Here is a 25,657-nt window from a genome sequence, read left to right as displayed (position 1 = left end):
GTCAGATGTGTATAGGAGGCAGGGCTTGGGCGCCGTGGGCAGCGGGGGCGCCGGCTGCTGGCCGCGCACGCGCGGCGGTTCGGGCGGATCGGCGCGGGCCACCGGGTTGCGCTGGATGTCCTCCAGGATGCGCGCCAGCGGGTCGTCCACGTCGGGGCCGCTCTGCTTGTTCAGGATCGCGATCAGCGGGTCCTGGGCGACCTTCGGATACAGGTCCAGAACCAGGCGGTACTGGTAGTCGGCCACGGGCTTGAGCGTGAACACCTGGGGCGCCACGGGCTGCTTCAGGTCGAACACCAGGCGCACCACGTTGGGGCGGTTCTGCGCCACCCGCAGGCTCTGGATGTAGGGGTCGTCCGGCCGGACCTTGGAAACCAGGTCGTTCAGCGCCGCGCTGATGGTCAGTCCCTCAATATCCACCACCAGGCGGTGGGGATTTTCGAGCGTGAACTGTTCGGCCTTGAGCTCGCTGTCGAGCTCCAGCGTGACGCGGGTGTATTCATCGGCCGGCCAGGTGCGCACGGCCAGGATCGTTGCCGCCTGCGCCAGGCGCGGCAGGACCGGCAAGACGAGCAGAGTGGCGGCGACGCTGATCAGGCGGCGCCGGGTGGCGCCTGCCGAGGGGAGGGCGCCGACTGGGGCGGGGGGACAATCGCGTTCAACCATGTTTGTCCTCGAGCGGTGTACGCGGTCAGGGTGGCGTCGCGTCCTTCGCCTGCATAGGCTAGGGAAATCAGCAGGTCGGGAGGGGGCAAAAGGCCCCCCGCCCGCTCCGGCCATTCGATCAAAACGACCGCTTCGTCACGCAGTAAATCCCGGAATCCTGCGTCCAACCATTCGCGCGAATCACTAAATCTATAAAAATCAAGATGATAGAAGTATAAGTTAGAAACTTTATAGGATTCAAGCAGCGCGTAGCTTGGACTTTTGATCCGGCCGGTGATGCCGCATTCCCGCAACAGGGCCCGCGTGAAGGCTGTTTTCCCCGCGCCCAGGTCTCCCTGGAGGTGTATGTGTCCCCTGGCCGGACCGGTCTGGCCGCCGGAAACCAGGGGCGCGAGCTGCCGCGCCAGCGATTCCGTGGCGGCTTCGTCGGGCAGGTGCAAGTTCAGGCTGCAAAGAGGGGCGGACATGGCGCGGGGCGAGTGGTAAAAACGGTGGAGGAAGCACGGATGTTTGCGCAATTATAGGAATGCGGGTTTCTGCTAACCTAGAATTGATTGTCATTCTCAACTTTCTCGCGACTGGCGCGCCGCCGCCAGCCGAAACCGACGTCGCCACGGAGTAGCACGCGCCATGAAGACCCGCATTGAAAAAGACACGTTTGGTCCCATCGAAGTCCCGGAAGATCACCTCTGGGGCGCCCAGACCCAGCGTTCGCTGCATTTTTTCGCGATTTCCACCGAAAAGATGCCGGTTCCGCTGGTCGAGGCGATGGCGCGGCTCAAGCGCGCGGCCGCCAAGGTCAATGCCGACCTGGGCGAGTTGGATCCGAAGATCGCCGACGGCATTGTCCGCGCCGCCGATGAAGTGATCGCCGGCAAGTGGCCCAATGAGTTCCCGCTGTCGGTCTGGCAGACCGGGTCGGGCACGCAAAGCAATATGAACATGAACGAGGTGCTGGCCAACCGCGCCTCGGAACTGCTGGGCGGCGTGCGCGGCGAAGAGCGCAAGGTTCACCCGAACGACCACGTCAACCGCGGGCAGTCGTCCAACGACACCTTCCCGACCGCCATGCACGTGGCGGCCGCGGTTCAGGTCGAACATCATCTGCTGCCCTCGCTGAAGGCCCTGCGCGCGACGCTGGCGGCCAAGAGCGCCGAGTTCTATGACATCGTCAAGATCGGCCGCACCCACCTGCAGGACGCCACGCCCCTGACCCTGGGCCAGGAGTTGTCGGGCTATGTGGCCCAGCTGGACCTGGCCGAGCAGCAGATCCGCGCCACCTTGCCGGGCCTGCACCAGCTGGCCATCGGCGGCACGGCGGTGGGTACGGGCCTGAATGCGCATCCGCAGTTCAGCGCCAAGGTCTCGGCGGAACTGGCGCATGCCACCGGCACCGCCTTCGTGTCGGCGCCCAACAAGTTCCAGGGCCTGGCCTCGCATGAAGCGCTGCTGTTCGCGCATGGCGCGCTGAAGTCGCTGGCCGCCGGCCTGATGAAGATCGCCAACGACGTGCGCTGGCTGTCCAGCGGCCCGCGCTCCGGTCTGGGCGAGATCAGCATCCCCGAGAACGAGCCGGGCAGCTCGATCATGCCGGGCAAGGTCAACCCGACCCAATGCGAAGCCATCACGATGCTGGCCGCGCAGGTGCTGGGCAACGACGTGGCCATCAATATCGGCGGCGCCAGCGGCAATTTCGAACTCAACGTGTTCAAGCCGCTGGTGATCCACAACTTCCTGCAATCGGTGCGTCTCCTGACCGACGGCATGGCCAGCTTCAACGAGCATTGCGCCGCGGGCATCGAGCCCAATCTCGAGCGCATCGCTGAACTGGTCGACCGTTCGCTGATGCTGGTGACGGCGTTGAATCCGCACATCGGCTACGACAAGGCCGCGCAGATCGCCAAGAAGGCGCACAAGGAAGGCCTGTCGCTGAAGGAATCGGCGCTGGCGCTGGGCTATGTGACCGAAGCGCAGTTCGCCGAATGGGTGGTGCCGGCTTCCATGACCAACGCGCACAAGTCCTCGTAAAGGGCCGCCATGCGCATGAAAAAGACCGCCTCGGCGGTCTTTTTTTTTGCGTTGGAGAGGGAGACGCCTCAACCGCCCGTGAGCATCAGCCACAGCGGTATCGTCAGCGCCGACAACAGCGTGCCCAGCGATATCAGCAGCGCCACCATGCGGCCGTCGCCGCCCATGCGCATGGCCAGCACGTAGGCCGCGGACGCGGTGGGCAAGGCCGCGAACAGCAGCAGCATCTGCGATTCCAGCGGCGGCAGCGCCAGCACATGCGCCACCAGCAGGGCGACGGCGGGCAGCGCCGCCAGCTTGACCGCGAGCATCCAGGCGATCAGCGCGCCATGGCCCTTGCCGCCCTCCCAGGAGAGGCTGGCGCCCACGCAGATGATGCCCAGCGCGATGGCCGCCGCGCCCAGCCGCGCCAGCGCCGTGTCCAGCGGGCCCGGCAGGTGCAGGCCGGCCAGGTTGCAGGCCAGGCCAGCCAATGTGGAAATGACCAGGGGATTGCGGGCCAGTTCGCGCAGCAGGTTACCGCCGCTATGGCGGGCCAGGCCATAGACCGCGGCCATGTTGGCCATGGGTACGGCGAAGCCGACGATCAGCGCCATGACCGTCTGGCCTTGGCTGCCGCCCAGGCTGGCCGACAGCGCCAGGCCCAGATAGGTGTTGAAGCGGTAGCCGCATTGCGCGGACGAGGCCAGGCTCAGCGAGGATGGCCGCAGCACCCAGCGCGCCAGCCATGTCAGCGCGACGCCGGCCGCGATGATGGCCGCGGAGGCCTGCAGCAGCACAGCGGCGTTGCCGACGGTGATGGGGGTGCGCAGGATGGACTGGAACAGCAGCGCGGGGAGCAGGACGAAGTAGACCAGCCGCTCGGTGCCGGCGAAGAATTCGCGGGAGAAATTCAGTTTGTGACGCAGCGCCCAACCCAGCGCAACCAGCATGAAATCAGGGAAAACCAGAAGGGCTACCGACATGGACAAGTACGTATTTGATGCGCGTCAGACGGGGATCGCTGCGCTATGCGTCTGTAAGTATTTGCTGCTATTCTCCGTCATTCTGGCGGGCGCGTGTGCCACAAGCAACCTATAAAAAGTGCTCTCCCTGCGCACAGAGCATGCGTCCACCACCGTTAATTGCGGACCTGTCCACAGGCAGGCGCATCACACAACGGTCCGTATACACACGGGCTCGCATATTGGAGGAAACACACCTATGAATAAAGTCCGCTCCCTGGCCGTGGCGATCGCCCTGGCCACCGGCGCTGCCGGCACCCTCGGCGCCTCCGCCGCCCACGCTGCCGACAAGTACCCGAGCAAGCCGATCCGCGTCATTGTTCCGTTCGCGCCCGGCGGTTCCACCGACATCATCGCGCGCCTGGTGACGCAGCGCATGAGCCAGGAACTGGGCCAACCCATGGTTGTGGAAAACAAGGGCGGCGCAGGCGGCGCCATCGGCGCATCCGAAGCCGCGCGCGCCGATGCCGACGGCTACACGCTGTCCATCGCCACCGTGTCGACGATGGCCGTGAACCCGGCTTGCCGCCCCAACGACCTGCCCTACGATCCGATCAAGGATTTCCAGCCGGTCACCAACTTCGCCAACACCGCCAACGTGGTGGCCGTGAACCCCAAGTTCCCCGCCAAGGACTTCAAGGGCTTCCTGGAAGAACTGAAGAAGAATCCGGGCAAGTACTCCTACGGCAGCTCGGGCACCTGCGGCGTGCTGCACCTGATGGGCGAATCGTTCAAGATGGCCACCGGCACGGACATCGTGCACGTGCCGTACAAGGGTTCGGGCCCGGCCGTGGCTGACGCCGTCGGCGGCCAGATCGAAATCCTGTTCGACAACCTGCCCTCGTCGATGCCGCAGATCCAGGCGGGCAAGCTGCGCGCCATGGCCATCGCATGGCCGACCAACATTGATGCCATCAAGGACGTGCCGACGTTCAAGGATGCCGGCTTCCCGGTGCTGAACCAGCCGGTCTGGTATGGTCTGCTGGCGCCCAAGGGCACCCCGATGGAAGTCGTGAACAAGCTGCGCGACGCTGCCGTCGTGGCCCTGAAGGACCCCAAGGTCATCAAGGCACTGGACGACCAGGGCTCGGCGCCGTCGGGCAACACGCCGGAAGAATTCGCCAAGGAAATCAAAGAACAGTATGACTGGGCGAAGGACGTCGTGAAGAAGCAGAACATCAAGCTGGATTGATGCCGCGCGGGGCGGGCCTTGCCTGCCCCCGTCTGCAAATGATGACGGGCGCCTTCGGGCGCCCGTCGTGTTTTGTGCGCAGGCCGCGCGTCAGGCCGCGGCGTCGAGCCCGGCCTGCAGCGCCTCGCAAGCGGCGCGCAGACGTTCAATGAAGTCGCGGTGCAGCGCCGACAACGGATCCTGGTTGCGCACCATGATGCTGATCGGCACGCGCAACGCCGGGTCCAGCCGACGCAGGTTCATGCCGGGTCGCAGCATCGCCTGTGCGGTGATCGCGTCCACGATGGCGTCGCCGCAGCCCGCATCGACCAGCGCGCAGGCCACGTAGTGCGTCTGTACCTGGATGGCGACCTGCGGATCCAGGCCCTGCGCGTCCAGCGCCATCTGCAACAGCGCGCCGGAGGCATCGGCCGCGTCTAGCACGATCAGCGTATCGCCCGCCATGGACGTCAGCTCCGCCAACGGCAGCGGACCCGTGCCCGGCTTGCGGCTCAGGTGCACCAGTTCGGTGTGGCCCAGCCCCATGCGGGTCAGGCCGGGATAGTCGTTGGTGTCGAAGGTGATGGCCAGGTCCAGTTCCCGCGTCAGCAGCCCTTGCACCAGCTCGCTGCTGTGATGCGTGTGGATGTCGAAGGTGATGCCAGGCTGCGCCGCGCGGCTGTCGCGCACCACGCCGGGCAGCAGTCCCAGGCCCAGCGCCGGCGCGCAGCCCAGGCGCAGGTGGCCGTTGGGATGGTCGCGCAGGCTGGCCGCCAGCCTGCGCACGCTGTTGAGGTCCTGGTTCAGGCGCGCGACCTCGGGGGTAAGGATCTCGGCTTCGCGGGTGGCGACGAGCCGGCCCTTCACACGCTCGAACAGCTTGAAGCCCAGTTGCGCCTCGGCATGCGCCAGCAGCTTGCTGGCCGCGGGCTGCGAGATATGCAGCGCGGCCGCGGCCTCGGTCAGGGATCCGGTACGGCGGATCGCTTCGAAAATCTCGATGTGGCGCAAACGCATGGCACGGTGGGGACGGTGGGCGGAAACCGCGATTCTAAGCCGGATGCGGCCAGGGGGCGGGAGGTTGCGCCGCGACAGCCGCCGGCGCCTTGACTATCATGAACCCCTGCCGGAACGCCGGCGCACACCGGAGCTTCTCATGCGCGCACCCCGTCACGCTGCCGCCTTCATGCTTGCCGCCGCGCTTGCCGCCATGCCCGCCGCGTGGGCGCGCACCCCGCAGGCCGTCGAAGACCTGAACCCCGAGGCCGCCAGCGGCATGCAGACGCGCCAATTGGTGCGCGCGCCGCACTTCATGATTGCCTCGGCCAATCCGCTGGCGACGCAGGCCGGTGACGAGATGCTGCGCCGGGGCGGCAGCGCGGTGGATGCGGCCATCGCCGCCCAGCTGGTGCTGAACCTGGTGGAGCCGCAATCGTCCGGCATAGGCGGCGGCGCCTTCATGGTGGCGTATTCGGCCCAGAGCGGCCGCATCCAGACCTACGACAGCCGCGAGACCGCGCCCGCGGCGGCCCAGCCGCAGCGTTTCCTGGATCCGGACGGCAAGCCGGTGCCCTTTGCCCGCGCAGTGAACAGCGGCCTGGCGGTGGGCGTGCCGGGCCTGCTGCGCGGGCTGGAATTGGCGCACAAGGAGCAGGGTGTGTTGCCCTGGGCCGACCTGTTCCAGCCTGCGATCCGGCTGGCCGAACAGGGCTTCCCCGTGTCGCCCCGCCTGCACAAGCTGCTGGCCGGCAACAAGGAACTGCGCACGCAGGCCGCGGCCGCGGCTTATTTCTACGCGCCGGACGGCACGCCATGGCCGGTGGGCCATGTGCTGAAGAACCCCGAATTCGCGCGTACGCTGCGCGCAGTGGCCGAACGAGGCGCGGACGCGTTCTATCAGGGCGCCATCGCCGCGGACATCGTCGCCGCGGTGCGCGGCCATGCCGTGCCGGGCGACCTGACCCTGGCTGACCTGGCCGGCTATCGCGCCAAGACGCGCGATCCCGTCTGCGGCGCCTATCGCGGCTATCAGCTGTGCGGCATGGGACCGCCCAGCAGCGGCCCGATCGCCGTGTTGCAGATGCTGGGCGAACTGGAACAGTTTCCGCTCGCCAGCTACAAGCCGGGCAGCCTGGAGGCGGTGCATTACTTCTCCGAGGCCGGCCGGCTGGCGTTCGCCGACCGCGACTTCTATGTGGCCGATCCGGACTTCGTGCGGGTGCCGGTGCGCGCCATGCTGAACCCGGCTTATCTGCGCGCGCGCGGCGCCTTGATCCAGCCGGACCGCAGCATGAAGGTGGCGCTGCCCGGCGATCCGGAAGGCAAGCTCCTGTCGCTGGGCAAGGACGATGCGCTGGCATTGCCCTCGACCAGCCACCTGGTGGCGGTGGACGCGCAGGGCAATGCCTTGAGCATGACAACCACCATCGAGAACGAGTTCGGCAGCAAGATCTTCGTGCGCGGCTTTTTGCTGAACAACGAGATGACGGACTTTTCCTCGTCGTACAAGGATCCCGAGGGCCGTCTCGTCGCCAACCGTATTGAGCCGGGCAAGCGCCCGCGCAGTTCGATGGCGCCGATGATCGTGCTGCGCGACGGCAAGCCCTATCTGCTGGTGGGGTCGCCGGGGGGCAGCGCCATCATCAACTACGTGGCCAAGACCATCGTGGGCGTGCTGGACTGGGGCCTGGACATCCAGGCGGCCATCGATCTGCCCAATATGGGCAGCCGCAACAAGGAAACCGAACTGGAGAAGGGCACCGCCCTGGAGGCGCTGGCGCCTGAGCTCGAGCGCATGGGGCACCCGGTGCGGATACTCGAATTTCCCAGCGGCATCCACGGCATCGTGATCGACGCGGGCGGCTTGCAGGGCGGCGCCGACCCGCGCCGCGAAGGCGTCGCCCAGGGCGGTTGATGTTGCGCGGGCTTACTCGCTGCCGTCAGCGGGGCGCAGCGCCGGCGGCAGCTTGCGCAGCGTGGCGGGGGTGCGCGACAGCTTGATCGGCGAGCCCACGCCGCGATAGTCGCCTTGCTCCAGCACCATGCCGCGATGACGGGTGTGCGGATGCGCCAGCGCCTGGTCCACGGTCTGCACGGCGGCCGCGGGCACGCCGCAGCGCAGCAGGCGGTCGGCCAGCGCGGCGGCGTCGTGGCCCGCGAGCAGCGTGGACAGGTCGTCGCGCAAGGCTTGGCGGTTGCGCAGGCGGTCGGCGTTGGTGGCGTAGCGCGCGTCTTGCGCCAGTTCCGGCGCCTCCAGCGTCTGCGCCAGTTGCGCGAACTGGCGGTTATTGCCGACTGCCAGGAAGATCGGGCCGCTGGCGGTGGGCAGCGTTTCGTAGGGCGCGATGTTCGGATGCGCGTTGCCGCTGCGTGCGGGCACCTTGCCGCTGTAGAAGTAATTGGGCGCGTGCGGATGCAGCAGCGACAGGGCGCAGTCGTACAGCGTGATGTCCAGGAACTGCCCCAGGCCGCTGCGCGTGCGCTCGTTCAAGGCCAGCAGGATGGCCACGGCCGCATTCAGGCCGGTCACCATGTCCACCACCGGCAGGCCGACGCGGGTGGCGTCGCCGTCCGCGTCGCCGTTCACGCTCATCAGGCCGCACATGGCCTGGGCGCAGGCGTCATAGCCGGGCAGACCTCCCAGCGGCCCGTCCGCGCCGAAGCCGCTGACCCGGCAATGGATCAGCGCGGGGAAGTCGCGGCTCAGCGTGTCGTATCCCAGGCCCCATTTCTCCAGCGTGCCGGGCTTGAAGTTCTCCACCAGCACGTCGGCATCGGCCAGCAGATGGCGCAGCAGCTCCTGCCCTGCGGGCTGCGACAGATCCAGCGTCATGCCGTCCTTGTTGCGGTTCACGCCGATGAAGTAGGACGCCGTGTCGCCCAGGAAGGGCGGCCCCCAGCCGCGCGTCTCGTCGCCGCCGGGCGGTTCGATCTTCAGCACGTCGGCGCCGTGGTCGGCCAGGATCTGCGTGCAATAGGGGCCGCCCAGCACGCGCGACAGGTCTATCACTTTGCAGCCGGCCAGGGCGCCGGCGTTGGGCAGGGTTGCAGCCATGTGGGGTCCGTTCAGTCGATGGAAACGTGGGCGCTCTTGATCAGGTCGCGCCATTTGGGCACTTCGGCCGAGATGAAGGTGGCCAGGCCTTGCGGCGTCTGGTCCTGGGCTTCGACGATGCCCTGGCTGCGCAGCGTCTGGGCGACCTCGGGATCGGACAGCGCGGTCTTGAAGGCGCGGTTCAAGGTATCCACCACATCGGCCGGCGTGCCCTTGGGCGCCACGATGCCGAAGAACACGCTGACGTCGTAGCCCTTGAGCCCTTGCTCGGAAAGCGTGGGCAGGTCGGGCAGGGCGTCCGAGCGCTGGGCGCTGGCCAGGCCGATGGCGCGCAGCTTGCCCGCCTTGATGTAGGGCAGCGCGGTCAGGATGTCGGTGAACGACATCGACACCTGCCCGCCCAGCAGGTCGTTGAGCGCCGGGCCCGTGCCCTTGTAGGGGATGTGCATGATCTGGGTGCCGGCCATGTTGTTGAAGAGGATCCCGGCCAGGTGCGACGAGGCGCCGTTGCCCGACGAGGCGTAGCTCAGCTTGTCCGGGTTCTTCTTGGCGTAGGCGATGAGCTCCTGCGCGTTGTTGGCCGGCACCGACGGGTTCACCACCAGGATGTTGGGCAGGTGGCCGATGCGGATGATGGGCGCGAAGCTGGTCTCGGGGTTGTAGCCCTGCTTCTTGTACAGGCTGACGTTGATCGCCAGCGGGCCGGAGGTGCCGAACAGCAGGGTGTAGCCGTCGGGCTTGGCGGTGGCCACGTATTCAGAGCCAATGTTGCCGCCCGCGCCGGCGCGGTTCTCGACGATGACGTTCTGGTTCAGCGGCTGCCGCAGCTTGTCGGCCAGCCGGCGCGCCAGGGCGTCGGTGGGGCCGCCGGGCGGGAAGGGCACGATCAGCGTCACCGGTCGGGCCGAGGGATAGGCATCCGCGGCCAGCGCTGGCGTGGCGGGGGCGATGGCGGCGGCGGCCGCCAGTAGCCAGGGGGCGAGGGTTCGGGTCATGGTTGTCTCCAGTGGGTTGCGCGCCGGCTGTGCCGCCGGCGTCGGTTCTTACAGCGCGTATTGCAGGATGGCCCGGCACGCCACGCTTTCGTCGGCCGGGATGGCATAGGGATCGCGCGGGCCCAGGCGGTGCTGCAGCACCTGGTCGGCCAGCAGCGCGCGGCTTTCGAGGCCGGGTTCGGTGGCTTCCCAGCGCAGGGCGGCCATGGACACCGCGTGGTACAGCAGCGAAGCTGCCTGGCGCGCCAGTTCGGGACGGTCGGCTTGCGCGGCGTGCTCGGCCAGCGCATAGGTCTGTTCCAGGGCGCGCGCCTGCCGCTCGGCCAGCTCGGGCGGGCAGGGACGGCCCTCGGCCAGCAGGCTGTCGATGTGGCTGCGCAGCGCCGGCAGCGAGTTTTCCTTGTTGATCGCGCGCAGCACGTCCAGCGCCACGATATTGCTGGTGCCTTCCCAGATGGAACCCAGGTGGGCGTCGCGCACCAGCCGGGGTTCGGTCCATTCCTCGATGTAGCCGCAGCCGCCGCGCACCTCCATGGCGTCCCCGGTCACCTTGCGGGCATCGCGGCAGGCGCGGAACTTGATCAGCGGCGTGAGGATGCGCGCCAGCGCCGGATCAGCCACGCCCTGGTCCGCGCCGGCCAGGGCGCGCGCCGTCTGGAACATCACGCTGCGGGCCTGTTCGGCCCAGACCGTCATCTTGACCAATTGGCGCTGCATCAGCGGCATGTCGATCAGACGCTTGCCGAAGGCGCGCCGGTGCTGCGAGACGTAGACCGCCTCGGTCACGGCGCGGCGCATCAGGCCGGCGGCGCGCATGCCGTTGGACAGGCGCGAGTTGTTGATCATGTCGGCCATGTGCTTGAAGCCGCGGCCGCGTTCGCCCACCAGCCAGGCCACCGCGCCTTCCAGGCGGATTTCGCCGCTGGCCATCGAGCGCGTGCCCAGCTTGTCCTTCAGGCGCAGGATGCGATAGTGGTTGTGGGTGCCGTCGGCCAGGTCGCGGGGCAGCAGGAACAGCGACACGCCCTTCAGGCCGGGCTGGGGTTCGCTACGCGCCAGCACCATGGCGTAACCCGCGTCCGGGTTGGAGCAGAACCACTTGTCGCCGTGGATCAGCCAGGTGCCGTCGTCCTGCGCGGTGGCGGTGACCTCGGTGGCGCTGACATCCGAACCCGCGCCCTGTTCGGTCATGAACATGGCGCCCTGGCGTAGCGTGTCGAAATCCTGCGAGGTCACCTCGGGCAGGACTCGCTCGACCAGTTCCGGGTCGCCGAACTTGCGCAGGGTGCGGGCCAGCGAATCGGTCATGCTGACCGGGCAGCACAGGCCGAATTCCGCCTGTACGAACAGATGGCTAAGCGCGTATTTTGCGGCTGCGGGCATGGGCTCGGGCCAGCCCAGCACGCCGCCGCGGTGCGACAGCGCGGCCAGGCCGAATTCGCTGTAGGCCAGGCGTTCCAGTTCGACATAGGCGGGATGCTTGTCGATGCGGGACTCGTCGGTGCCGGCGCGGCTGCGCACGGACAGCGTGGGTGGGTTCCTGTCGGCCGTGGCGGCCAGCTCGTCCATGACGCCGCCGGCCAGCGCGCCCAGGCGCTCCAGATGGGGCAGCAGATGGGCGTGCAGCGCGGGCGGCAGGTAGCGCCGGCTCAACGCCTCGGCGTAAGGATCAGCGCTGAACAGGTTCTGTCCGCGCGAATCCGGAACGGGCGTGGCGGCGGGGGGCGCGGTCTTGACGGGGGTATCCATGGCGGCATCCTGCTGAAGACGGGAACGATGCCTGTGATGGTGCTTGCATGGATTAATCTATACAAATACTGTTTGTGTGTAGAACAATCCAAAAAAAGTATGGATTGCGGTCGTGGGGGAGACAAATGGACCTGGATCCGCGCTTGTTGCGCTATTTCATTGCCGTCGCCGAAGAGCGCCATTTCAGCCGCGCGGCCACGCGGCTGCACATTTCCCAGCCGCCGCTCAGCTACGCCATCCGGCAACTGGAAGAAAACGTCGGCGCGCGCCTGTTGACGCGCACCAGCCGCCACGTGGAGCTGACCGACGCCGGCCAGGTGCTGTACCGCGAAGCCCTGACGCTGCTGCGCCAGGCGGAAGAGGTGCGTACGCTGGTGCAACGCGTGGACGCGGGCCTGCGCGGCCGGCTGCGCATCGGCTTCGTGGGCTCCATGCTGTACCGCGGCCTGCCGGCGCTGCTCAACGCCATGCGGGCCGAGCTGCCGGACGTGGAGCACGTGCTGACCGAACTGAATTCGCACGACCAGATCGAGGCCGTGCGCCGCGGCGAGCAGGATCTAGGCTTCATCCACGCCAATCCGGTGCCCAACGGCGTGCTGGCGCGCGACCTGATGGCCGAGCCTTTCGTGGTGTGCCTGCCGCAGGCGCATCCGCTGGCTGGCCGCAACTCCTTGCGGCTGGCGGAGCTGGCGACGGACGATTTCGTCTTTTTCGCCCGGGCCGCTTCGCCCAGCTATTACGAGACTGTGCTGTCCATGTGCGTGTCGGCGGGCTTCATGCCCGTGATCCGGCACGAGGTGCGGCATTGGCTGAGCGTGGCGTCGCTGGTGTCGCAGGGGCTGGGCGTGTCCATCGTGCCGGCCTGCCTGTCGCGCAGCGGGCTGGCGGGGACGCGCTTCATCGCTTTCGAGCACGAGGCCCGTTCGCTCAGCCAGATGATCTGGCGCGAGGCCGCGCGCACGCCGCTGCAGGAAAAAGCGGTGGAAATGGCGGCGCGGCATGACTGGGAAAGCCCCGAAACGCCATGAAGCGCGCATTGCGGGTAGGCAGAACCCGCCCGAAGGCTTATCGTTAGCGGTATCCCGGCGCCGCCAGTATCCGGCCAGGGATGGAACCGTTTGCACGCGAACGAACGCGAATTCCGGGTTTTAGCCATGTCCTACCGACCAGTCCTGCCGCTGACGCGCCGCAGGCGATTCATCACCAGGCTGCGCCACTGCGGCCCTCCGGCGAAGTACTGAACCCCACAGCAGGGCGTTTCGGTTCCACTTCTCCGGAGTCTTTCGTGGAAATTCCTTTTTCGTTTCGTCCGCGTCTTTTTGACGCGTTGCGCGGTTACGACCGTGTCCGCTTCGCGCAGGACCTGGGCGCGGGGCTTACCGTGGCCGTGGTCGCGCTGCCGCTGGCCATGGCGTTCGCCATCGGGTCGGGCCTCAAGCCCGAGGCCGGCCTCTTCACTTCCATCATCGCGGGCTTCCTGGTCGCTTTGCTCGGCGGCAGCCGGGTGCAGATCGGCGGGCCGGCGGGCGCCTTCATCGTCATCGTCTACGACATCGTGCAGCAGTACGGCGTGGCCAACCTGATCATCGCCACGGCGCTGTCCGGCGTGCTGCTGTTCGTGATGGGGCTGCTCAGGCTGGGCACGCTGGTGCGCTTCATCCCGGTGGCGGTGATCATCGGCTTCACCAATGGCATCGCGGTGCTGATCGCGCTGTCGCAGGTCAAGGATTTCCTGGGTCTTGCGATTCCCAAGATGCCGGGCGACTTCTTCGGCATCCTGGGTGCGCTGGGGGGGCACCTGTCGACGCTCAACCCCTGGGCCGCCGGCGTGGCGCTGCTGTCGCTGGCGGTGATCGTCGGCTGGCAACGCTGGTTGCCGGCCTGGGGTGGCCAGCGGGCGGCCGGACTGGCCCGCGTGCCGGGCTCCATCGTCGCGCTGGTGCTGGCGACCGCGGCGGTGGCCGTGTTCGGCCTGCCGGTGGAAACCATAGGCAGCCGCTTCGGCGGCATACCGGCGGCGCTGCCGGACTTCACCTTGCCGGCGTTCAGCTGGGAATCGGCCCGCTTCCTGCTCATGCCCACCATCACGCTGGCGGCGCTGGGCGCTATCGAGTCGCTGCTGTGCGCGCGGGTGGCCGACGGCATGATAGGCGACCGGCACGATCCCAATCAGGAGCTGATGGCCCAGGGCGTTGCCAACTTCGTCACGCCTTTCTTCGGCGGCATGCCGGCCACGGGCACTATTGCGCGCACCGTGACCAATGTGAAAAGCGGCGCCACCAGCCCAGTCGCCGGCATGGCGCATGCGTTGGTGCTGCTTGCTGTGATGCTGGCGGCCGCGCCCCTGGCGGCCTCGATACCGCTGGCCACGCTGGCGGCCATCCTGATGTTCGTGGCCTGGAACATGGGCGAATGGCGCGAGTTCGCCCGGCTCAAGACCTACCGCTTGCCGTATCGGGTCACGCTGGTGTCGGTGTTCCTGCTGACGGTGGTCTTCGACCTGACGGTCGCGGTGGAGTTCGGCATCTTCGCGGCCTGCCTGACCTTCATCTACCGCATCTCCAGCCTGTCGCGCGCCGAACGCGTCACGGCCGCCGGGCAGCCCTTGCTGGCCGGGCAGGACGGCAAGATCGCGGTCTGGCGTCTGTACGGCACCGTCTTCTTCGGCGCCACCAAGCTGGTGGAGTCGTTGGAAGACGGCTTGCCCGCCCGCGCGCTGGTGCTGGACCTGAAGAACGTAATCTACGTCGATTCGACCGGCGCCGAAGCGCTCGAAGGGCTGAGCAAGGCGTGCGAGGCGCGCGGGGTGACGCTGATCGTATCGGGCCTGATGGGGCAGCCGATGGACATCGTGCGCCGCATCGGCCTGTACCAGCGGCTGCAGGGCCATCTGCAACCCGACGTGGCGAGCGCTACGGTGGCCGCCCTGGCCGTGGCGCAGGCGGAGGAGATTTCCTAGGCGGCTCGGGCGCGCCGCCCTTGTCGCGCGGGGCCGCCTGACGGCGGTCCCCTGCTTTTAGCGGAAGACGACGGTCTTGTTGCGGTTGAGCAGGATGCGGTGCTCGACGTGGCTGCGCACGGCGCGCGACAGCACCAGGGACTCGATGTCGCTGCCGACCTGGGTCAGGTCCTGGGCGGTCATCGTGTGGTCCACGCGCTCGATGTCCTGGTCGATGATGGGGCCTTCGTCCAGGTCCGAGGTCACATAGTGGGCGGTGGCGCCGATGATCTTGACCCCGCGCGCATGTGCCTGGTGGTAGGGACGCGCGCCCTTGAAGCTGGGCAGGAAGCTGTGGTGGATGTTGATGGCGCGGCCATTCAGCGCGCGGCACATGTCTTCCGACAGGATCTGCATGTAGCGGGCCAGCACCACCAGGTCTATGCCTTCCTTCTCGACCAGGGCCAGCACCTGCTGTTCCTGTTCCGCCTTGGTGTCGGCGGTAACGGGCAGGTGGTGGAACGGGATGCCATAGGACGCCGCCAGGCTGGCGTAGTCGTTGTGGTTCGACACGATGGCGGCCACTTCGGCGTGCAGATGGCCGCTGTGCACGCGGAACAGCAGGTCGTTCAAGCAGTGGCCCTGCTTGCTGACCATGATAAGCAGGCGTTCCTTGCGGCGGGCGTCGTGTAGCTTCAGCTCCATGCCGTATTCGGCGGACATGCCATCCAGCTGCGTCCGCAGGTCGTCCACGGATACGCCGGCGGGCATATCGAAGTGCACGCGCAGGAAAAAGCGGCCGGTCTCGTCATCGCCGAACTGCTGCGAATCCAGGATGTTGCAGCCCAATTCGAACAACAGGCCGCTGACGCGGTACACGATGCCCGTGCGGTCGGGGCAGGACAGGGTCAGGATGTAGTCGTTGTGCTGCATGGTTCAGGAGGCAGAAAAAGGAGAAATGAGGGTGGCAGTGTAGTGTCCGCTAGCCGGGTTGCCTCAAGAGAGGGCGACCCCGCCGGGAGGCGGCAAGTGCACGCGGCGTGGGGGCTTATCCATTCAGACGGGCCAGGGTCTCTTCGGCCAGGGCCAGGCTGGAGGTCAACCCCGGCGATTCTATGCCGAACAGGTTCACCAGGCCGGGCACGCCATGCGCGGCCGGACCGGCGATGACGAAGTCGGCCGCCGGTTCGTGAGGGCCGGAGATCTTGGGCCGGATGCCGGTGTAGCCCGGCGCCAGGGCGTCGTCGGGCAGGGCCGGCCAATAGCTGCGCACGGCCTCGTAGAAGACCTCGGCGCGGGCCGGGTCCAGCGTGTAGTCCTCGGTGCCGACCCATTCGGTGTCGGGGCCGAATTTGGCCTGGCCGCCCAGGTCCAGCGTCAGGTGCACGCCCAGGCCCGCATGCTGCGGCACCGGGTAGATCAGGCGCGAGAACGGCGCGCGGCCGGACAGCGTGAAATAGCTGCCCTTGCACAGGTAATCGGTGGGGATGCTGGATGCCGGCAGGCCGTCGATGCGGCGCGCCAGCGCCGGCGCGTGCAGGCCGGCCGAATTGATCAGCACGTTACAGCTCAGGGTCATGCCCTCGTCGCCGCCGAACTGCAGCTCGAAACCACCCTCGGGGCGGACCCGGCCGGATACCAGCGGCGTGTGGAAGACGCACTGGGCGCCCGCGTTCTCGGCGTCGCCCTGGAACGCCAGCATCAGCGCATGGCTGTCGACGATGCCGGTGGACGGCGAGGACAGCGCCGCGGTGCAGCGCAGCGCCGGCTCCAGGCGCATGGCGTCCTCGCCGGAGATGAACTGCAGGTCGTCCACGCCGTTGGCGCGGGCGCGCTGGGCGATGCCCTCCAGCTGCGCGGCCTGTTCCGTGGTGGTGGCGACGATGAGCTTGCCCAGCCGCTTATAGGGCACGCCGCGCTCGGCGCAATACGAATACAGCAGGTGCTTGCCGCGCACGCAGAGGCGGGCCTTGAGGCTGCCCGCCGGGTAATAGATGCCGGCGTGTATGACTTCGGAATTGCGCGAGCTGGTGCCGGTGCCGATGGCCTCGGTGGCTTCCGCCACCAGCACCTCGCGTCCGGACTGGGCCAGCGCGCGCGCGACCGCCAGGCCCACCACGCCCGCGCCGATGACGACGCAATCGACATCCACGCTCATGGTGCTTTCCTTTCCGAACGCGCGCCGGCCGGGGTCAGGTCGAAACCGCCGGCATGGAACACCAGCGGCGGCTCGCCGCTATGGCCGCAGCGTTCTACTTCGCCCACCATGATGACGTGGTCGCCCTCGACATAGCGGCTGCGGTTGTGGCATTCGAACCAGGCGGCGCAGTGGCCGTCCAGCATCGGCGTGCCGCCCGGCGCGTGGTGCACCGTCAGTCCGGCATAGCGGTCCGGCGTCTTGCCGGTGGCGAAGCGGCGCGCCAGCGCGATCTGCTCCGAGCCCAGCACGTTGACGACATAGCGCTCGCACTGCTCGAAGGCGGCCAGCGACGACGAGCTGCGCGACAGGCTCCACAGCACCAGCGGCGGATTGAGCGACACGGAGTTGAAGGAGCTGACCGTCAGCCCGATGGGCGCGCCATCGGGGTCGGCGGCCGTGACGACGGTCACGCCCGTGGCGTAACGGCCCAGCGCGGTGCGGAAAAAGGCAGCGTCAAAATCAGGGGAGGAGGCGGTCATGCAATCGTTGGTTGGGGGCGGGCGCGCGCGGCGCCCGGCATCAAGGCGACAGACGTTCGATCTTCCAGCCCTGGCCGTCCGCGACATAGCGCAGGCGGTCATGCAGGCGTGAAGGCCTGCCTTGCCAGAATTCGAAGGCGGTGGGCTTCAGGCGGTAGCCGCCCCAGTGTGGTGGGCGCGGCGGCTGTTCGCCGAAGCGCTCGCGGAACTCCTGTTCGCGGGCTTCCAGCTCTTCACGGGTGATGGGCTGGCTCTGGCGCGAGGCCCAGGCGCCGATGCGCGAACCGGCGGGCCGGCTGTGGTAGTAGGCGTCCGACTCGTCGTCGGCCACTTTTTCGACCACGCCCTCGATCCGGATCTGGCGCTCCAGCGGCTGCCAGAAGAACAGCAGGCCGGCGCGGGGCTCGGCCTGCAGGTCCAGGCCCTTGCGGGATTCGTAATTGGTGAAGAACGTGAACCCGCGCTCGTCAAAGCCCTTGATCAGGACAATGCGCGCACTGGGCTGACCGGTGGCGTCCACCGTGGCCAAGGTCATGGCGTTGGGCTCGGGCACCTTGGCGGCCAGGGCCTCGTCGAACCAGCGGGTGAATTGCTCGAACGGGGAGGCCGCGGCCTGGCCTTCGAGCAGCACGTTCTTGTCGTAGCTTTGACGCAGATCAGAGACGGACATGGGGCTAGTAGTTCAGCGTTGATAACAAGGAGTTTATACCGCCTGGGAGGCGGTACCCTTATTGACCCCGCTCAGGGCGCAGGCAAGATTTTCCGGGCGCGCGCCTCAGGCGCCTTCCGGCAGGACATGCCCGTCCAGCTCCAGCCGGCGCGCGATGGCGTCCAGGCGGGCGTCATGGATGCCCGCGGCGCGCAGCGCCTGGGCGGTCTGCACCACGTATTCGGTGCAGGGGCCGTAGCGTCCTGCGGCCCGGCGCACGATGGCCAGCAGCTCGGGCTCGGGCAGCGCGCGGATGTAGGCCGGGTTGTCCCGGTTCATGATGAAAACCAGCGCCCGGACGGTGCCGGTCTCGGTGCTGCAATTGATCCAGCGCGGCAGGTAGGCGCCGGTGGACATTTCCCGCTCCCAGAGCGCGGGGAAATAAGTCGGCACCTGCTGGCCTGCCAGGCGGTAGACCACCCCCCGGCAGGAGCCGCCCCGGTCCAGGCCGAACACCAGGCCCGGGCATTCCGGAGTGCCGCGGTTGACTCGCGACCACAGGCACAGCGCCCGGTGGTGGCCGCGCAGAGTCGCCAGCCGGCGCTCCACGAAGTCGAAATCGGGGCGCCAGATCAAAGAGCCGTAGCCGTACACCCACACGTCTTCGCCGGATTGCCAGTGGCGCAGGGCCTCGTCCAGCGATTCCTGCCGCTCTTGCGGAGTCCAGAGGCGAAAGGGCAGGCTGGCGCCGGCGTTGCCGGCGGCGGGAGGAGAGGACTGCATGTTCACGGCTACGGTTTACGGTCGGATTCGATCGGGGGATTGCGGTTGGCCCAGCCTCCGGCCATCAGGGCCACGGAATAGGCCCAGAAGAGCGGGGCTACGCCAATTACCGCACCGAGCGCGCCGAAGGTCAACGGCAGTGAGACCTGCGAACCGTTGATCAAGGCCATCCGCAGGCCCACCGCCTCGGCGGCGCGGCCCGGCGGGGAATGCTGGTGCAGCAGGGAGAGCATGCTCGGCTGGCAGCAGCCCAGGGCCAGTCCGAGGATGAAGGACAGCACGATCAGGACGGTAACGTCGGTGAACATCGGGTAAAACATGAAATCGATGGCGGCGGTCGCCATCGCTACCCGCACTAGCGTCCAGGACCGCACGCGGCGCTGGATAAAGGGCAATATCAAGCGGATAACGAAAGTTGCCGCTGCGAAGGACGCAAGAATGACGCCGATCGTGGTCGCCGACAGGCCGATCGCCACGCCGAAGATCGGCACGACGAACAAGTGCGTATCCCAGGCCCCGGACAAAATGGTGTTGACCATCAGGATGCGGCGCAGCGCCGGCACGGCCAGCAATTCGGCAACGCGCCGCTTTTCGGCCTCTTTTTTGCCGGATAGCTGTGAATCCACCGCCTTCAATTGGTGACGCAAGGCATAGAGCCCCCCCGCCGACAGCAGCGGGCCGAGGGTCAGCAGGCCGAAGGCCATGCGCGTGCCGAGGTGGTCGATCGCCAGGCCGGCGATCAGCGGTCCCGAAAATCCGGATCCCGCCAGCGCCAGCGACATGAAGGAGAAATTGCGCAGCCGTTGCGCCGGTTCGGCATGGCCCAGCAGGTCTTGCGTGGCGACCTGATGCAGCATGAAGCCGATGCCGATGCAACAGGAGGCAACCAGCAGGGCGAACTGGGTCTGGGAGATGAAGGGCAGCGCGGTGCCCGCAGCGACCAGGGAAGTGCCGAGGACCAGCGGCCGCACGATGCCGACCCGGTCGACCCATCGGCCGGCGCGGACCGAGAACAGCATGGGCAGCACGGCGAACACCGCGACCAGTGTGCCGACCTTGAAGGTCGACAGCCCCATTTGCAGCGCGGTGAGCGAGACAGTAATCCGTCCCCCTGTAAGCGCCACATGATTCATCATGGCCAGGAGGCACAAAAGCACCGCCCCGGAAAACTCCGGGGAACCAGGTGGCGAAGAGGGGGATCTATGAGAAGTGGACACGGATACGGCTTAACTACGTTCATTCTGGCCATATCGTCGCCCTATGTCGAGACGAGGCTGTTTTGCAGCGCCGCAAACAGATATTGGCGCCAATCGCACGATAGCGGCCATCTAGGGGCGAAGTCGCATGCTTATTGTGCAAGATGGCGGCACGTTCGCCGCATCTGCGGGCAAGGGGTTTGATAGGGGCCGGACAAAGCGTTGTATCGTTCATGCAACGGAACAATCGCACGGACCTTGACGTTCCGCCCCGCTTTACTGTTTTTCACCGTTTCCCCACAGATCGTCGATGGTTCTGGCGGGCGAGACGTTTAGGATGAGCAGGCATCGTGGGCAAGATCGCTTGCCTGGTCCGCAATTCGCAATACCGGCGCCGGCTCGATAGCCGGCGCTACATCCGGCAGGTTCAATGAAAAAGTCCCGCAGCAAGTTCAAGCGCTACTCCCTGATCGCTGTTTTGCTCCTGTTAGCCGTGTTCGGCGTGCGCGCCGCGTTCTTTTCCGCGCCGCCGCCGCCCACTTTCGCCGTGGCCGAGGTCACCCGCGCCAATCTTGAGGACAGTGTCCTGGCCAGCGGCACCATAGACGCCATCGAGCGCGTCAGCGTGGGCGCCCAGGCCACCGGCCAGTTGAAATCCCTGAAAGTGGCGCTGGGCGACCGCGTCAAGAAGGGCCAACTGGTCGCCGAGATCGACGACATGACCCAGCAGAACGAGCTGCGCAACGCCGAAGCCGCCCTGCAGACCCGGCGCGCCGAGCGGGCCGCCAAGGTCGCCACGCTGAAGCAGGCCGAGCTTGCCTTCCGCCGCCAGCGGCAGATGCTGGCGGCCGACGCCAGCTCGCGCGAGTCCTATGAGAGCGCCGAGGCCACGCTGGGGGTGACCCGCGCCGAAATCGCGTCGTTGGACGCGCAGATCGCGCAAGCCGAGATCCAGGTCGACACCGCCCGCGTCAACCTGGGCTACACCCGCATCGTTTCGCCCATCGACGGCATGGTGGTGGCGGTGGTCACCAAGGAAGGCCAGACCGTCAACTCGATCCAGAGCGCACCCACCATCATCAAGGTGGCCCAGGTCGACACCATGACCATCAAGGCGCAGATCTCGGAAGCCGACGTCACCCGCGTGAAGCCGGGCCTGCCGGTGTACTTCACCATCCTGGGCGAACCCGACGAGCGCTACCGCGCCCAGTTGCGCGCGGTGGAGCCGGCACCGGACTCGGTGCAGAAAGACGACGCGACGGCTTCCCTGACCGGTTCGGCCAGCGGTAGCTCCACCACCGCAGCGGTCTACTACAACGGCCTGTTCGACGTGCCCAACCCGGACGAGAAGCTGCGCATCTCCATGACTGCCCAGGTCTTCATCGTCCTGGGCGAGGCCAAGGACACCGTCGTGGTGCCGGCCTCGGCGCTCGGCAAGCGCGGCGAGGACGGCCGCTACGCCGTGCGCGTGGTCCTGAAGGACAACAAAACCGAAACGCGCCAGGTCCGGATAGGCATGAACAACAACGTCCAGGCGCAGGTGCTGGAAGGGCTGGAGGTGGGCGAACGCGTCGTGTCGGCGGACGCCGCGCCGGCCGCTGCCGCGCCGGGGGCCTGAGATGAGCGGGCCCCTGATCTCGCTGACGGGCGTGCGCCGCGAGTTTCCCGCGGGCGAGCAGACCATCGCGGTCCTGAAGGACATCAACCTGACCATCGAGGCCGGCGAGATGGTGGCGATCGTGGGCGCGTCCGGTTCGGGCAAGTCCACGCTCATGAACATCCTGGGCTGCCTGGACCGGCCGACCCGCGGCGAGTACCGGGTCGACGGGCGCAGCACGGGCGAGCTGGATCCGGACGAACTGGCCGAGCTGCGCCGCGAGCATTTCGGCTTCATTTTCCAGCGCTATCACCTGCTGTCCGACCTGACGGCGCAAGGCAACGTCGAGGTGCCGGCGGTGTATGCGGGCAAACAGCGCGAGGCGCGCCTGGCGCGCGCCGACGAACTGCTCAAGCGGCTGGGCCTGGGCGACAGGTCCGGGCATCGTCCCGGCCAGCTGTCCGGCGGCCAGCAGCAGCGCGTGAGCATCGCACGGGCGCTGATGAACGGCGGCGACATCATCCTGGCCGACGAGCCGACCGGCGCGTTGGACACGCACACCGGCCAGGAAGTGCTGCGCATCCTGGAAGAACTGAACGCGGCCGGCCACACCATCATCATCGTCACGCACGACATGAACGTGGCCCGCCACGCCCAGCGCATCATCGAGATCAGCGACGGCGAGATTGTCGCCGACAAGCGCAACCCCGATGCGCCGCGGACCGAGCGCATCAAGGAAGACGCGCCGGCGCTGGCCGCGCGGCCCGTCTGGCAGGCCTACCTGGACCGTTGCCGCGAGGCGCTGCGCATGGCGCTCCTGGCCATGAACGCGCACCGGCTGCGCACCTCGCTGACGATGCTGGGCATCATCATCGGCATCGCGGCCGTGGTGTCGGTGGTGGCGCTGGGCGAGGGCTCGCGCCGCAAGATCCTGGACGATATCAGCGAAATCGGCACCAACACGGTGGAGATATTTCCCGGCAAGGACTTCGGCGACGAGAAGGCCGTCAACATCCGCACGCTGGTGCCAGCCGACGCCGATGCCCTGGCGCGCGAATCCTATGTGGACAGCGTGACGCCGGAAGTTTCCACCAGCAACACGCTGCGCTACCGCAACGTGTCGGTGAACGGCGTGATACAGGGCGTGGGCGAGCAGTATTTCCGCGTGCGCGCCATCAAGCTGGCCCAGGGCAAGTTCTTCGACGAAACCAGCGTATTGCGGCGTGCGCAGGAAGTGGTGATCGACGATGCCACGCGGCGCAAGCTGTTCGGCTCGCATACCGATCCGATTGGACAGGTGGTGTTCCTGGGATCGATGCCGGCGCGCGTGATCGGGGTGACGCAGAAGAAGGACACCGTCTTCGGCAGCAACGACACGCTGAACGTGTGGGTCCCCTATACCACCGCGCTGTCGCGCGTGCTGGGCCAGCAGCATCTGAAGAGCATCACGGTGCGCGTCAATGACGCTTCGCCGCCCGCCGCGGCGGAACAGGCCATCGTGCGCGTGCTGACGCGGCGTCACGTGACCAAGGACTTCTTCGTGTTCAACACGGATGCGATCCGCAAGACGATTGAACGCACCACCGCCACCATGACCTTGCTGGTGTCCATGATCGCGCTGATTTCGCTGATGGTGGGCGGCATCGGCGTGATGAACATCATGCTGGTGTCGGTGACCGAGCGCACCCGCGAAATCGGCGTGCGCATGGCGGTGGGCGCGCGGCGCAGCGACATCATGCAGCAGTTCCTGATCGAAGCGGTGCTGGTGTGCCTGATCGGCGGCGCCATCGGCATCGTCCTGTCCTTGGGGTTGGGCGTGCTGGTGTCCAAGGCCACCCGCGGCTCGTTCCAGATGGTTTATTCCACGGCATCGATGGTGGCGGCATTCAGCTGCTCGACCTTGATCGGTGTGCTTTTTGGCTATTTGCCGGCGCGCAATGCGGCGCGCCTGGATCCCGTCGAGGCCTTGGCCCGGGAATGAGGAAGATGAAAGCGGTTTCCCTGATCTGCAAACCCGCCGTCCTGGCCTTGCTGCTGGCCCTGGGCGGCTGCGGCAGCTTGCTGCACACCGACTACGAGCCGCCGTTGACCTCCACGCCCGCGGCCTGGTCCCATGCGCCGGCCGGCAGCGCCCAGCCCGGGCCGCTGGCCGATGGCGGCGAGTGGTGGCGCAACTTCAGCGACCCTACGCTCAACGGCCTGGTCGATGCCGCATTGGCGCGCAATAACGACCTGGCCGCCGCCGCGATCCGGGTGCGCCGGGCCCAGTACCAGGCCGGAATTACCGAGGACAAGCTGTTGCCGCAACTGGGCGGCAGCGCCGATGTGACGCGCAACCGCAACCTGTATGGCGATCGCGCCATCACCCGGACCAATGCGGCGCAGCTCACCGTCAGCTACGAAGTAGACCTGTGGGGCAAGCTGTCCAGCCAGCGCGATGCGGCGCAATGGGACGCGCTGGCGACCGAGCAGGACCGCCAGAGCGCCGCGCTGTCCCTGGTAGGCACCACCGCCACGCTGTACTGGCAGACCGCTTTCATCAACCAGCGTATCGCCAGCAGCGCCGAGAGCATCGCCTATGCGCGCAAGACGCAGGATCTGGTGCGCGCCCAGTACGCGGCGGGCGGCGCGTCGGCGCTGGAAATGGCCGAGGCCGAACAGACCGTGGCCAGCCAGGAGGCCGCGCACGCGCTGCTGGTGCAGCAGCGGGTGGAATACGCGAACGCGCTGGCCATCCTGTTCGATGGCCCCCCGGACCGCATGATGGCCGATCCCGCGCGGCTGCCGCAGTACCCGCTGCCGCAAGCTCGCGCCGGCGTGCCAGCCGAACTGCTGGGCCGCCGCCCGGACCTGCGCGCCGCCGAGCTGCGGCTGCGCCAGTCCCTGTCCACGGTCGACGCGACCCGCGCCAGCTTCTACCCGCCGCTGACGCTGACCGGCGCGTTGGGAAGTTCGAGCCCGACGCTGTCCGATGTACTGAAGAACCCAGTCGGTTCGCTGGGCGCGGCGCTGACGCTGCCGTTCCTGCAATGGAACCAGATGCAGCTCAACATCAAGATCTCCAAGGCCGACTACGAAGAGCGCGTGGTGAACTTCCGGCAGGCGCTGTACCAAGCGATGGCGGATGTGGAAAACGCCTTGTCGAACCGCACCCAGTTGCGCTTGCAGGGCGAGCAGCTGGACGCGTCGTTGAAGGCGGCGCGCGAAGCCGAGCGGCTGTACGAAGTGCGCTATCGGGCGGGGGCGGTGCCGTTGAAGGACTGGCTGGACGCGCAGGAGAAGCGGCGGGTGGCTGAGGTTTCCCGGGATGAGAATATGTTGAATCGGTTGGTGAATCAGGTGACGGTTTATCAGGCGCTTGGTGGGGATGATGCTGTTGGCGGTGGTGCGGGAGTTGCTGCTGGCGCTGCGGCGGGTTCTTAATCCGCCTGGTGCGTCGGTGCGCTGGGGCGCGCGGGGCAACGATTGCGGTCCGGAGCCTGCGCTCCGGACTTCCCCGTCGTCATCCTCGTACGCCTTCGGCTCCCTTCGGATTCCCTCGGGCTTATCGACGCCCCGCGCGCCCCAGCGCACCGACGCACCAGGCTCCGCTTTTGAAACTTGGCGTCAGCTGGGCCGGGCTGGTCTTCGTAGGGTTCTCGCCGACGGTGGAGGTGGGCGAAAGATCTTGCGATGCCCGCCCCAGGCCGGCCGCGCGGGCGGCCGGCCTGGGGCTTACGCGGTGTCTTGCGGTTGGTGATGGCGCTGCGCGTTGATGATGATCTGTGCACGAACAGGAAGTGGTGTTGGTCGACGAACTGCATATGAACGCGTGCCGACACCAGCGCGCAGCGTCATCCGTACAACTAACAATACCCATATGCCAAAGAAGGCCGCCCGCGCGGCCGTCTTTGGCGTCCCTGCAAGATCTTTCTCTCTTTCTCGTCCGGGATGAGAACGTCAAGCACACCGTCCGTCCCAGCGGCTGGCAAGATTCAGCTAGCAGAGCCCGACGCGGCAGCGCCCGGGGTGGCGCGGGGCGTCGATAAGCCCGAGGGAATCGGAAGGGAAGGCCGCAGGCCTGGACGACGATGACGAAGGGGAAGTCCGGAGCGAAGGCTCCGGACCGCAATCGTTGCCCCGCGCCACCCCGGGCGCTGCCGTGCCGG

General features: G+C 67.3%; 21 protein-coding genes. 8 read left to right on the top strand and 13 right to left on the bottom strand.

The annotated features are described in order from the left end of the window. Together IPU70_RS32460 and tsaE are read right to left on the bottom strand one after the other, a co-directional pair. Positions 1-666: AMIN domain-containing protein (locus IPU70_RS32460; RefSeq protein ID WP_207474091.1), on the bottom strand; the 666-nt coding region annotated here is incomplete at its 3' end. Further along, a complete protein-coding gene (gene tsaE, locus IPU70_RS32455; RefSeq protein ID WP_207474088.1) occupies positions 594-1,133 on the bottom strand; it encodes a tRNA (adenosine(37)-N6)-threonylcarbamoyltransferase complex ATPase subunit type 1 TsaE in 540 nt (179 codons plus the stop codon). The genes IPU70_RS32460 and tsaE, both read right to left, overlap by 73 nt. 163 nt (positions 1,134-1,296) lie before the next feature. Here tsaE and fumC point away from each other — a divergent pair, with 163 nt between their 5' ends. Further along, on the top strand, positions 1,297-2,694 hold the full coding sequence (gene fumC / locus IPU70_RS32450; protein WP_013391649.1) for a class II fumarate hydratase: 1,398 nt from the start codon (positions 1,297-1,299) through the stop codon (positions 2,692-2,694). Between the two features lie 68 nt (positions 2,695-2,762). Here fumC and IPU70_RS32445 read toward each other — a convergent pair whose 3' ends face one another. Then, positions 2,763-3,659 carry an AEC family transporter gene (locus IPU70_RS32445; protein ID WP_242702803.1) on the bottom strand — a complete coding sequence of 299 codons (897 nt, stop codon included), beginning with the start codon at positions 3,657-3,659 and terminating at the stop codon, positions 2,763-2,765. A gap of 238 nt (positions 3,660-3,897) precedes the next feature. On the opposite strand from IPU70_RS32445, the gene IPU70_RS32440 reads away from it, so the two are divergent. Continuing rightward, positions 3,898-4,890 (top strand): tripartite tricarboxylate transporter substrate binding protein BugE, encoded by a 993-nt coding sequence (locus IPU70_RS32440; RefSeq protein WP_207474082.1) that lies wholly within the window; start codon positions 3,898-3,900, stop codon positions 4,888-4,890. A gap of 90 nt (positions 4,891-4,980) precedes the next feature. On the opposite strand, the gene IPU70_RS32435 is transcribed toward IPU70_RS32440, so the two are convergent. Then, positions 4,981-5,886 carry a LysR family transcriptional regulator gene (locus IPU70_RS32435; RefSeq protein ID WP_207474079.1) on the bottom strand — a complete coding sequence of 302 codons (906 nt, stop codon included), beginning with the start codon at positions 5,884-5,886 and terminating at the stop codon, positions 4,981-4,983. A gap of 139 nt (positions 5,887-6,025) precedes the next feature. Between IPU70_RS32435 and ggt the strand changes: the two genes are divergently transcribed. Continuing rightward, positions 6,026-7,783 (top strand): gamma-glutamyltransferase, encoded by a 1,758-nt coding sequence (gene ggt, locus IPU70_RS32430; RefSeq protein ID WP_207474070.1) that lies wholly within the window; start codon positions 6,026-6,028, stop codon positions 7,781-7,783. 12 nt (positions 7,784-7,795) lie between these two features. On the opposite strand, the gene IPU70_RS32425 is transcribed toward ggt, so the two are convergent. Genes IPU70_RS32425 through IPU70_RS32415 form a run of 3 tightly spaced genes read right to left on the bottom strand, consistent with a single transcriptional unit; the run spans position 7,796 to position 11,667 of the window. Then, a complete protein-coding gene (locus tag IPU70_RS32425; protein ID WP_207474062.1) occupies positions 7,796-8,923 on the bottom strand; it encodes a CaiB/BaiF CoA-transferase family protein in 1,128 nt (375 codons plus the stop codon). Between the two features lie 11 nt (positions 8,924-8,934). Beyond that, positions 8,935-9,918 carry a tripartite tricarboxylate transporter substrate binding protein gene (locus IPU70_RS32420; RefSeq protein WP_207474060.1) on the bottom strand — a complete coding sequence of 328 codons (984 nt, stop codon included), beginning with the start codon at positions 9,916-9,918 and terminating at the stop codon, positions 8,935-8,937. A 48-nt stretch (positions 9,919-9,966) separates the two neighbouring features. After that, entirely contained in the window at positions 9,967-11,667 is a 1,701-nt protein-coding gene (locus tag IPU70_RS32415) for an acyl-CoA dehydrogenase family protein (protein ID WP_207474052.1), read from the bottom strand. A 125-nt stretch (positions 11,668-11,792) separates the two neighbouring features. Here IPU70_RS32415 and IPU70_RS32410 point away from each other — a divergent pair, with 125 nt between their 5' ends. Together IPU70_RS32410 and IPU70_RS32405 are read left to right on the top strand one after the other, a co-directional pair. Beyond that, entirely contained in the window at positions 11,793-12,695 is a 903-nt protein-coding gene (locus tag IPU70_RS32410; RefSeq protein ID WP_207474048.1) for a LysR family transcriptional regulator, read from the top strand. A 257-nt stretch (positions 12,696-12,952) separates the two neighbouring features. Then, the gene (locus IPU70_RS32405) at positions 12,953-14,626 is read left to right on the top strand and encodes a SulP family inorganic anion transporter (protein ID WP_207474044.1); all 1,674 of its coding nucleotides are present in this window, start codon (positions 12,953-12,955) and stop codon (positions 14,624-14,626) included. A 57-nt stretch (positions 14,627-14,683) separates the two neighbouring features. Here the strand turns inward: IPU70_RS32405 and purU are convergent, their stop codons facing one another. From purU to IPU70_RS32375, 6 genes are all read right to left on the bottom strand, one after another. Further along, complete coding sequence (purU, locus tag IPU70_RS32400) at positions 14,684-15,538, bottom strand: formyltetrahydrofolate deformylase (protein WP_207474029.1); 855 nt, start codon at positions 15,536-15,538, stop codon at positions 14,684-14,686. Between the two features lie 115 nt (positions 15,539-15,653). Then, complete coding sequence (locus tag IPU70_RS32395) at positions 15,654-16,763, bottom strand: NAD(P)/FAD-dependent oxidoreductase (RefSeq protein WP_013391660.1); 1,110 nt, start codon at positions 16,761-16,763, stop codon at positions 15,654-15,656. Then, positions 16,760-17,284: a flavin reductase family protein gene (locus IPU70_RS32390; RefSeq protein ID WP_207474018.1), complete on the bottom strand. Its 525-nt coding sequence runs from the start codon at positions 17,282-17,284 to the stop codon at positions 16,760-16,762. Before IPU70_RS32390 ends, IPU70_RS32395 begins: the two co-directional genes overlap by 4 nt. Positions 17,285-17,324: 40 nt before the next feature. After that, a complete protein-coding gene (gene pdxH / locus IPU70_RS32385; RefSeq protein WP_207474015.1) occupies positions 17,325-17,954 on the bottom strand; it encodes a pyridoxamine 5'-phosphate oxidase in 630 nt (209 codons plus the stop codon). A gap of 105 nt (positions 17,955-18,059) precedes the next feature. Further along, positions 18,060-18,722: a gamma-glutamylcyclotransferase gene (locus IPU70_RS32380; protein WP_041652293.1), complete on the bottom strand. Its 663-nt coding sequence runs from the start codon at positions 18,720-18,722 to the stop codon at positions 18,060-18,062. A 2-nt stretch (positions 18,723-18,724) separates the two neighbouring features. After that, positions 18,725-19,933, bottom strand: a complete 1,209-nt coding sequence (locus tag IPU70_RS32375) for an MFS transporter (protein WP_207474013.1) — start codon at positions 19,931-19,933, stop codon at positions 18,725-18,727. Positions 19,934-20,342: 409 nt separating this feature from the next. Between IPU70_RS32375 and IPU70_RS32370 the strand changes: the two genes are divergently transcribed. From IPU70_RS32370 to IPU70_RS32360, 3 genes are read left to right on the top strand one after another with little or no spacing between them, the layout of a single operon-like run. Further along, positions 20,343-21,530: an efflux RND transporter periplasmic adaptor subunit gene (locus IPU70_RS32370; protein WP_207474011.1), complete on the top strand. Its 1,188-nt coding sequence runs from the start codon at positions 20,343-20,345 to the stop codon at positions 21,528-21,530. 1 nt (position 21,531) lies between these two features. Continuing rightward, positions 21,532-23,490 carry a MacB family efflux pump subunit gene (locus IPU70_RS32365; RefSeq protein WP_207474009.1) on the top strand — a complete coding sequence of 653 codons (1,959 nt, stop codon included), beginning with the start codon at positions 21,532-21,534 and terminating at the stop codon, positions 23,488-23,490. A 5-nt stretch (positions 23,491-23,495) separates the two neighbouring features. Beyond that, positions 23,496-24,932: an efflux transporter outer membrane subunit gene (locus IPU70_RS32360; protein ID WP_207474001.1), complete on the top strand. Its 1,437-nt coding sequence runs from the start codon at positions 23,496-23,498 to the stop codon at positions 24,930-24,932. Positions 24,933-25,657 lie beyond the last annotated feature (725 nt).

The organism is Achromobacter sp. SD115, from assembly GCF_017355315.1.
Classification (GTDB): Bacteria; Pseudomonadota; Gammaproteobacteria; order Burkholderiales; family Burkholderiaceae_B; genus Achromobacter; species Achromobacter xylosoxidans_B.
This window is presented reverse-complemented; position numbering and strand designations above follow the sequence as displayed.

Excerpts from the sequence above, each read along its gene's own strand:
- tsaE (WP_207474088.1), bottom strand. The coding sequence starts at position 1,133 with ATGTCCGCCCCTCTTTGCAGCCTGAACTTGCACCTGCCCGACGAAGCC.
- fumC (WP_013391649.1), top strand. The coding sequence starts at position 1,297 with ATGAAGACCCGCATTGAAAAAGACACGTTTGGTCCCATCGAAGTCCCG.
- IPU70_RS32445 (WP_242702803.1), bottom strand. The coding sequence starts at position 3,659 with ATGTCGGTAGCCCTTCTGGTTTTCCCTGATTTCATGCTGGTTGCGCTG.
- IPU70_RS32440 (WP_207474082.1), top strand. The coding sequence starts at position 3,898 with ATGAATAAAGTCCGCTCCCTGGCCGTGGCGATCGCCCTGGCCACCGGC.
- IPU70_RS32435 (WP_207474079.1), bottom strand. The coding sequence starts at position 5,886 with ATGCGTTTGCGCCACATCGAGATTTTCGAAGCGATCCGCCGTACCGGA.
- ggt (WP_207474070.1), top strand. The coding sequence starts at position 6,026 with ATGCGCGCACCCCGTCACGCTGCCGCCTTCATGCTTGCCGCCGCGCTT.
- IPU70_RS32425 (WP_207474062.1), bottom strand. The coding sequence starts at position 8,923 with ATGGCTGCAACCCTGCCCAACGCCGGCGCCCTGGCCGGCTGCAAAGTG.
- IPU70_RS32420 (WP_207474060.1), bottom strand. The coding sequence starts at position 9,918 with ATGACCCGAACCCTCGCCCCCTGGCTACTGGCGGCCGCCGCCGCCATC.
- IPU70_RS32415 (WP_207474052.1), bottom strand. The coding sequence starts at position 11,667 with ATGGATACCCCCGTCAAGACCGCGCCCCCCGCCGCCACGCCCGTTCCG.
- IPU70_RS32410 (WP_207474048.1), top strand. The coding sequence starts at position 11,793 with ATGGACCTGGATCCGCGCTTGTTGCGCTATTTCATTGCCGTCGCCGAA.
- purU (WP_207474029.1), bottom strand. The coding sequence starts at position 15,538 with ATGCAGCACAACGACTACATCCTGACCCTGTCCTGCCCCGACCGCACG.
- IPU70_RS32395 (WP_013391660.1), bottom strand. The coding sequence starts at position 16,763 with ATGAGCGTGGATGTCGATTGCGTCGTCATCGGCGCGGGCGTGGTGGGC.
- IPU70_RS32390 (WP_207474018.1), bottom strand. The coding sequence starts at position 17,284 with ATGACCGCCTCCTCCCCTGATTTTGACGCTGCCTTTTTCCGCACCGCG.
- pdxH (WP_207474015.1), bottom strand. The coding sequence starts at position 17,954 with ATGTCCGTCTCTGATCTGCGTCAAAGCTACGACAAGAACGTGCTGCTC.
- IPU70_RS32370 (WP_207474011.1), top strand. The coding sequence starts at position 20,343 with ATGAAAAAGTCCCGCAGCAAGTTCAAGCGCTACTCCCTGATCGCTGTT.
- IPU70_RS32365 (WP_207474009.1), top strand. The coding sequence starts at position 21,532 with ATGAGCGGGCCCCTGATCTCGCTGACGGGCGTGCGCCGCGAGTTTCCC.
- IPU70_RS32360 (WP_207474001.1), top strand. The coding sequence starts at position 23,496 with ATGAAAGCGGTTTCCCTGATCTGCAAACCCGCCGTCCTGGCCTTGCTG.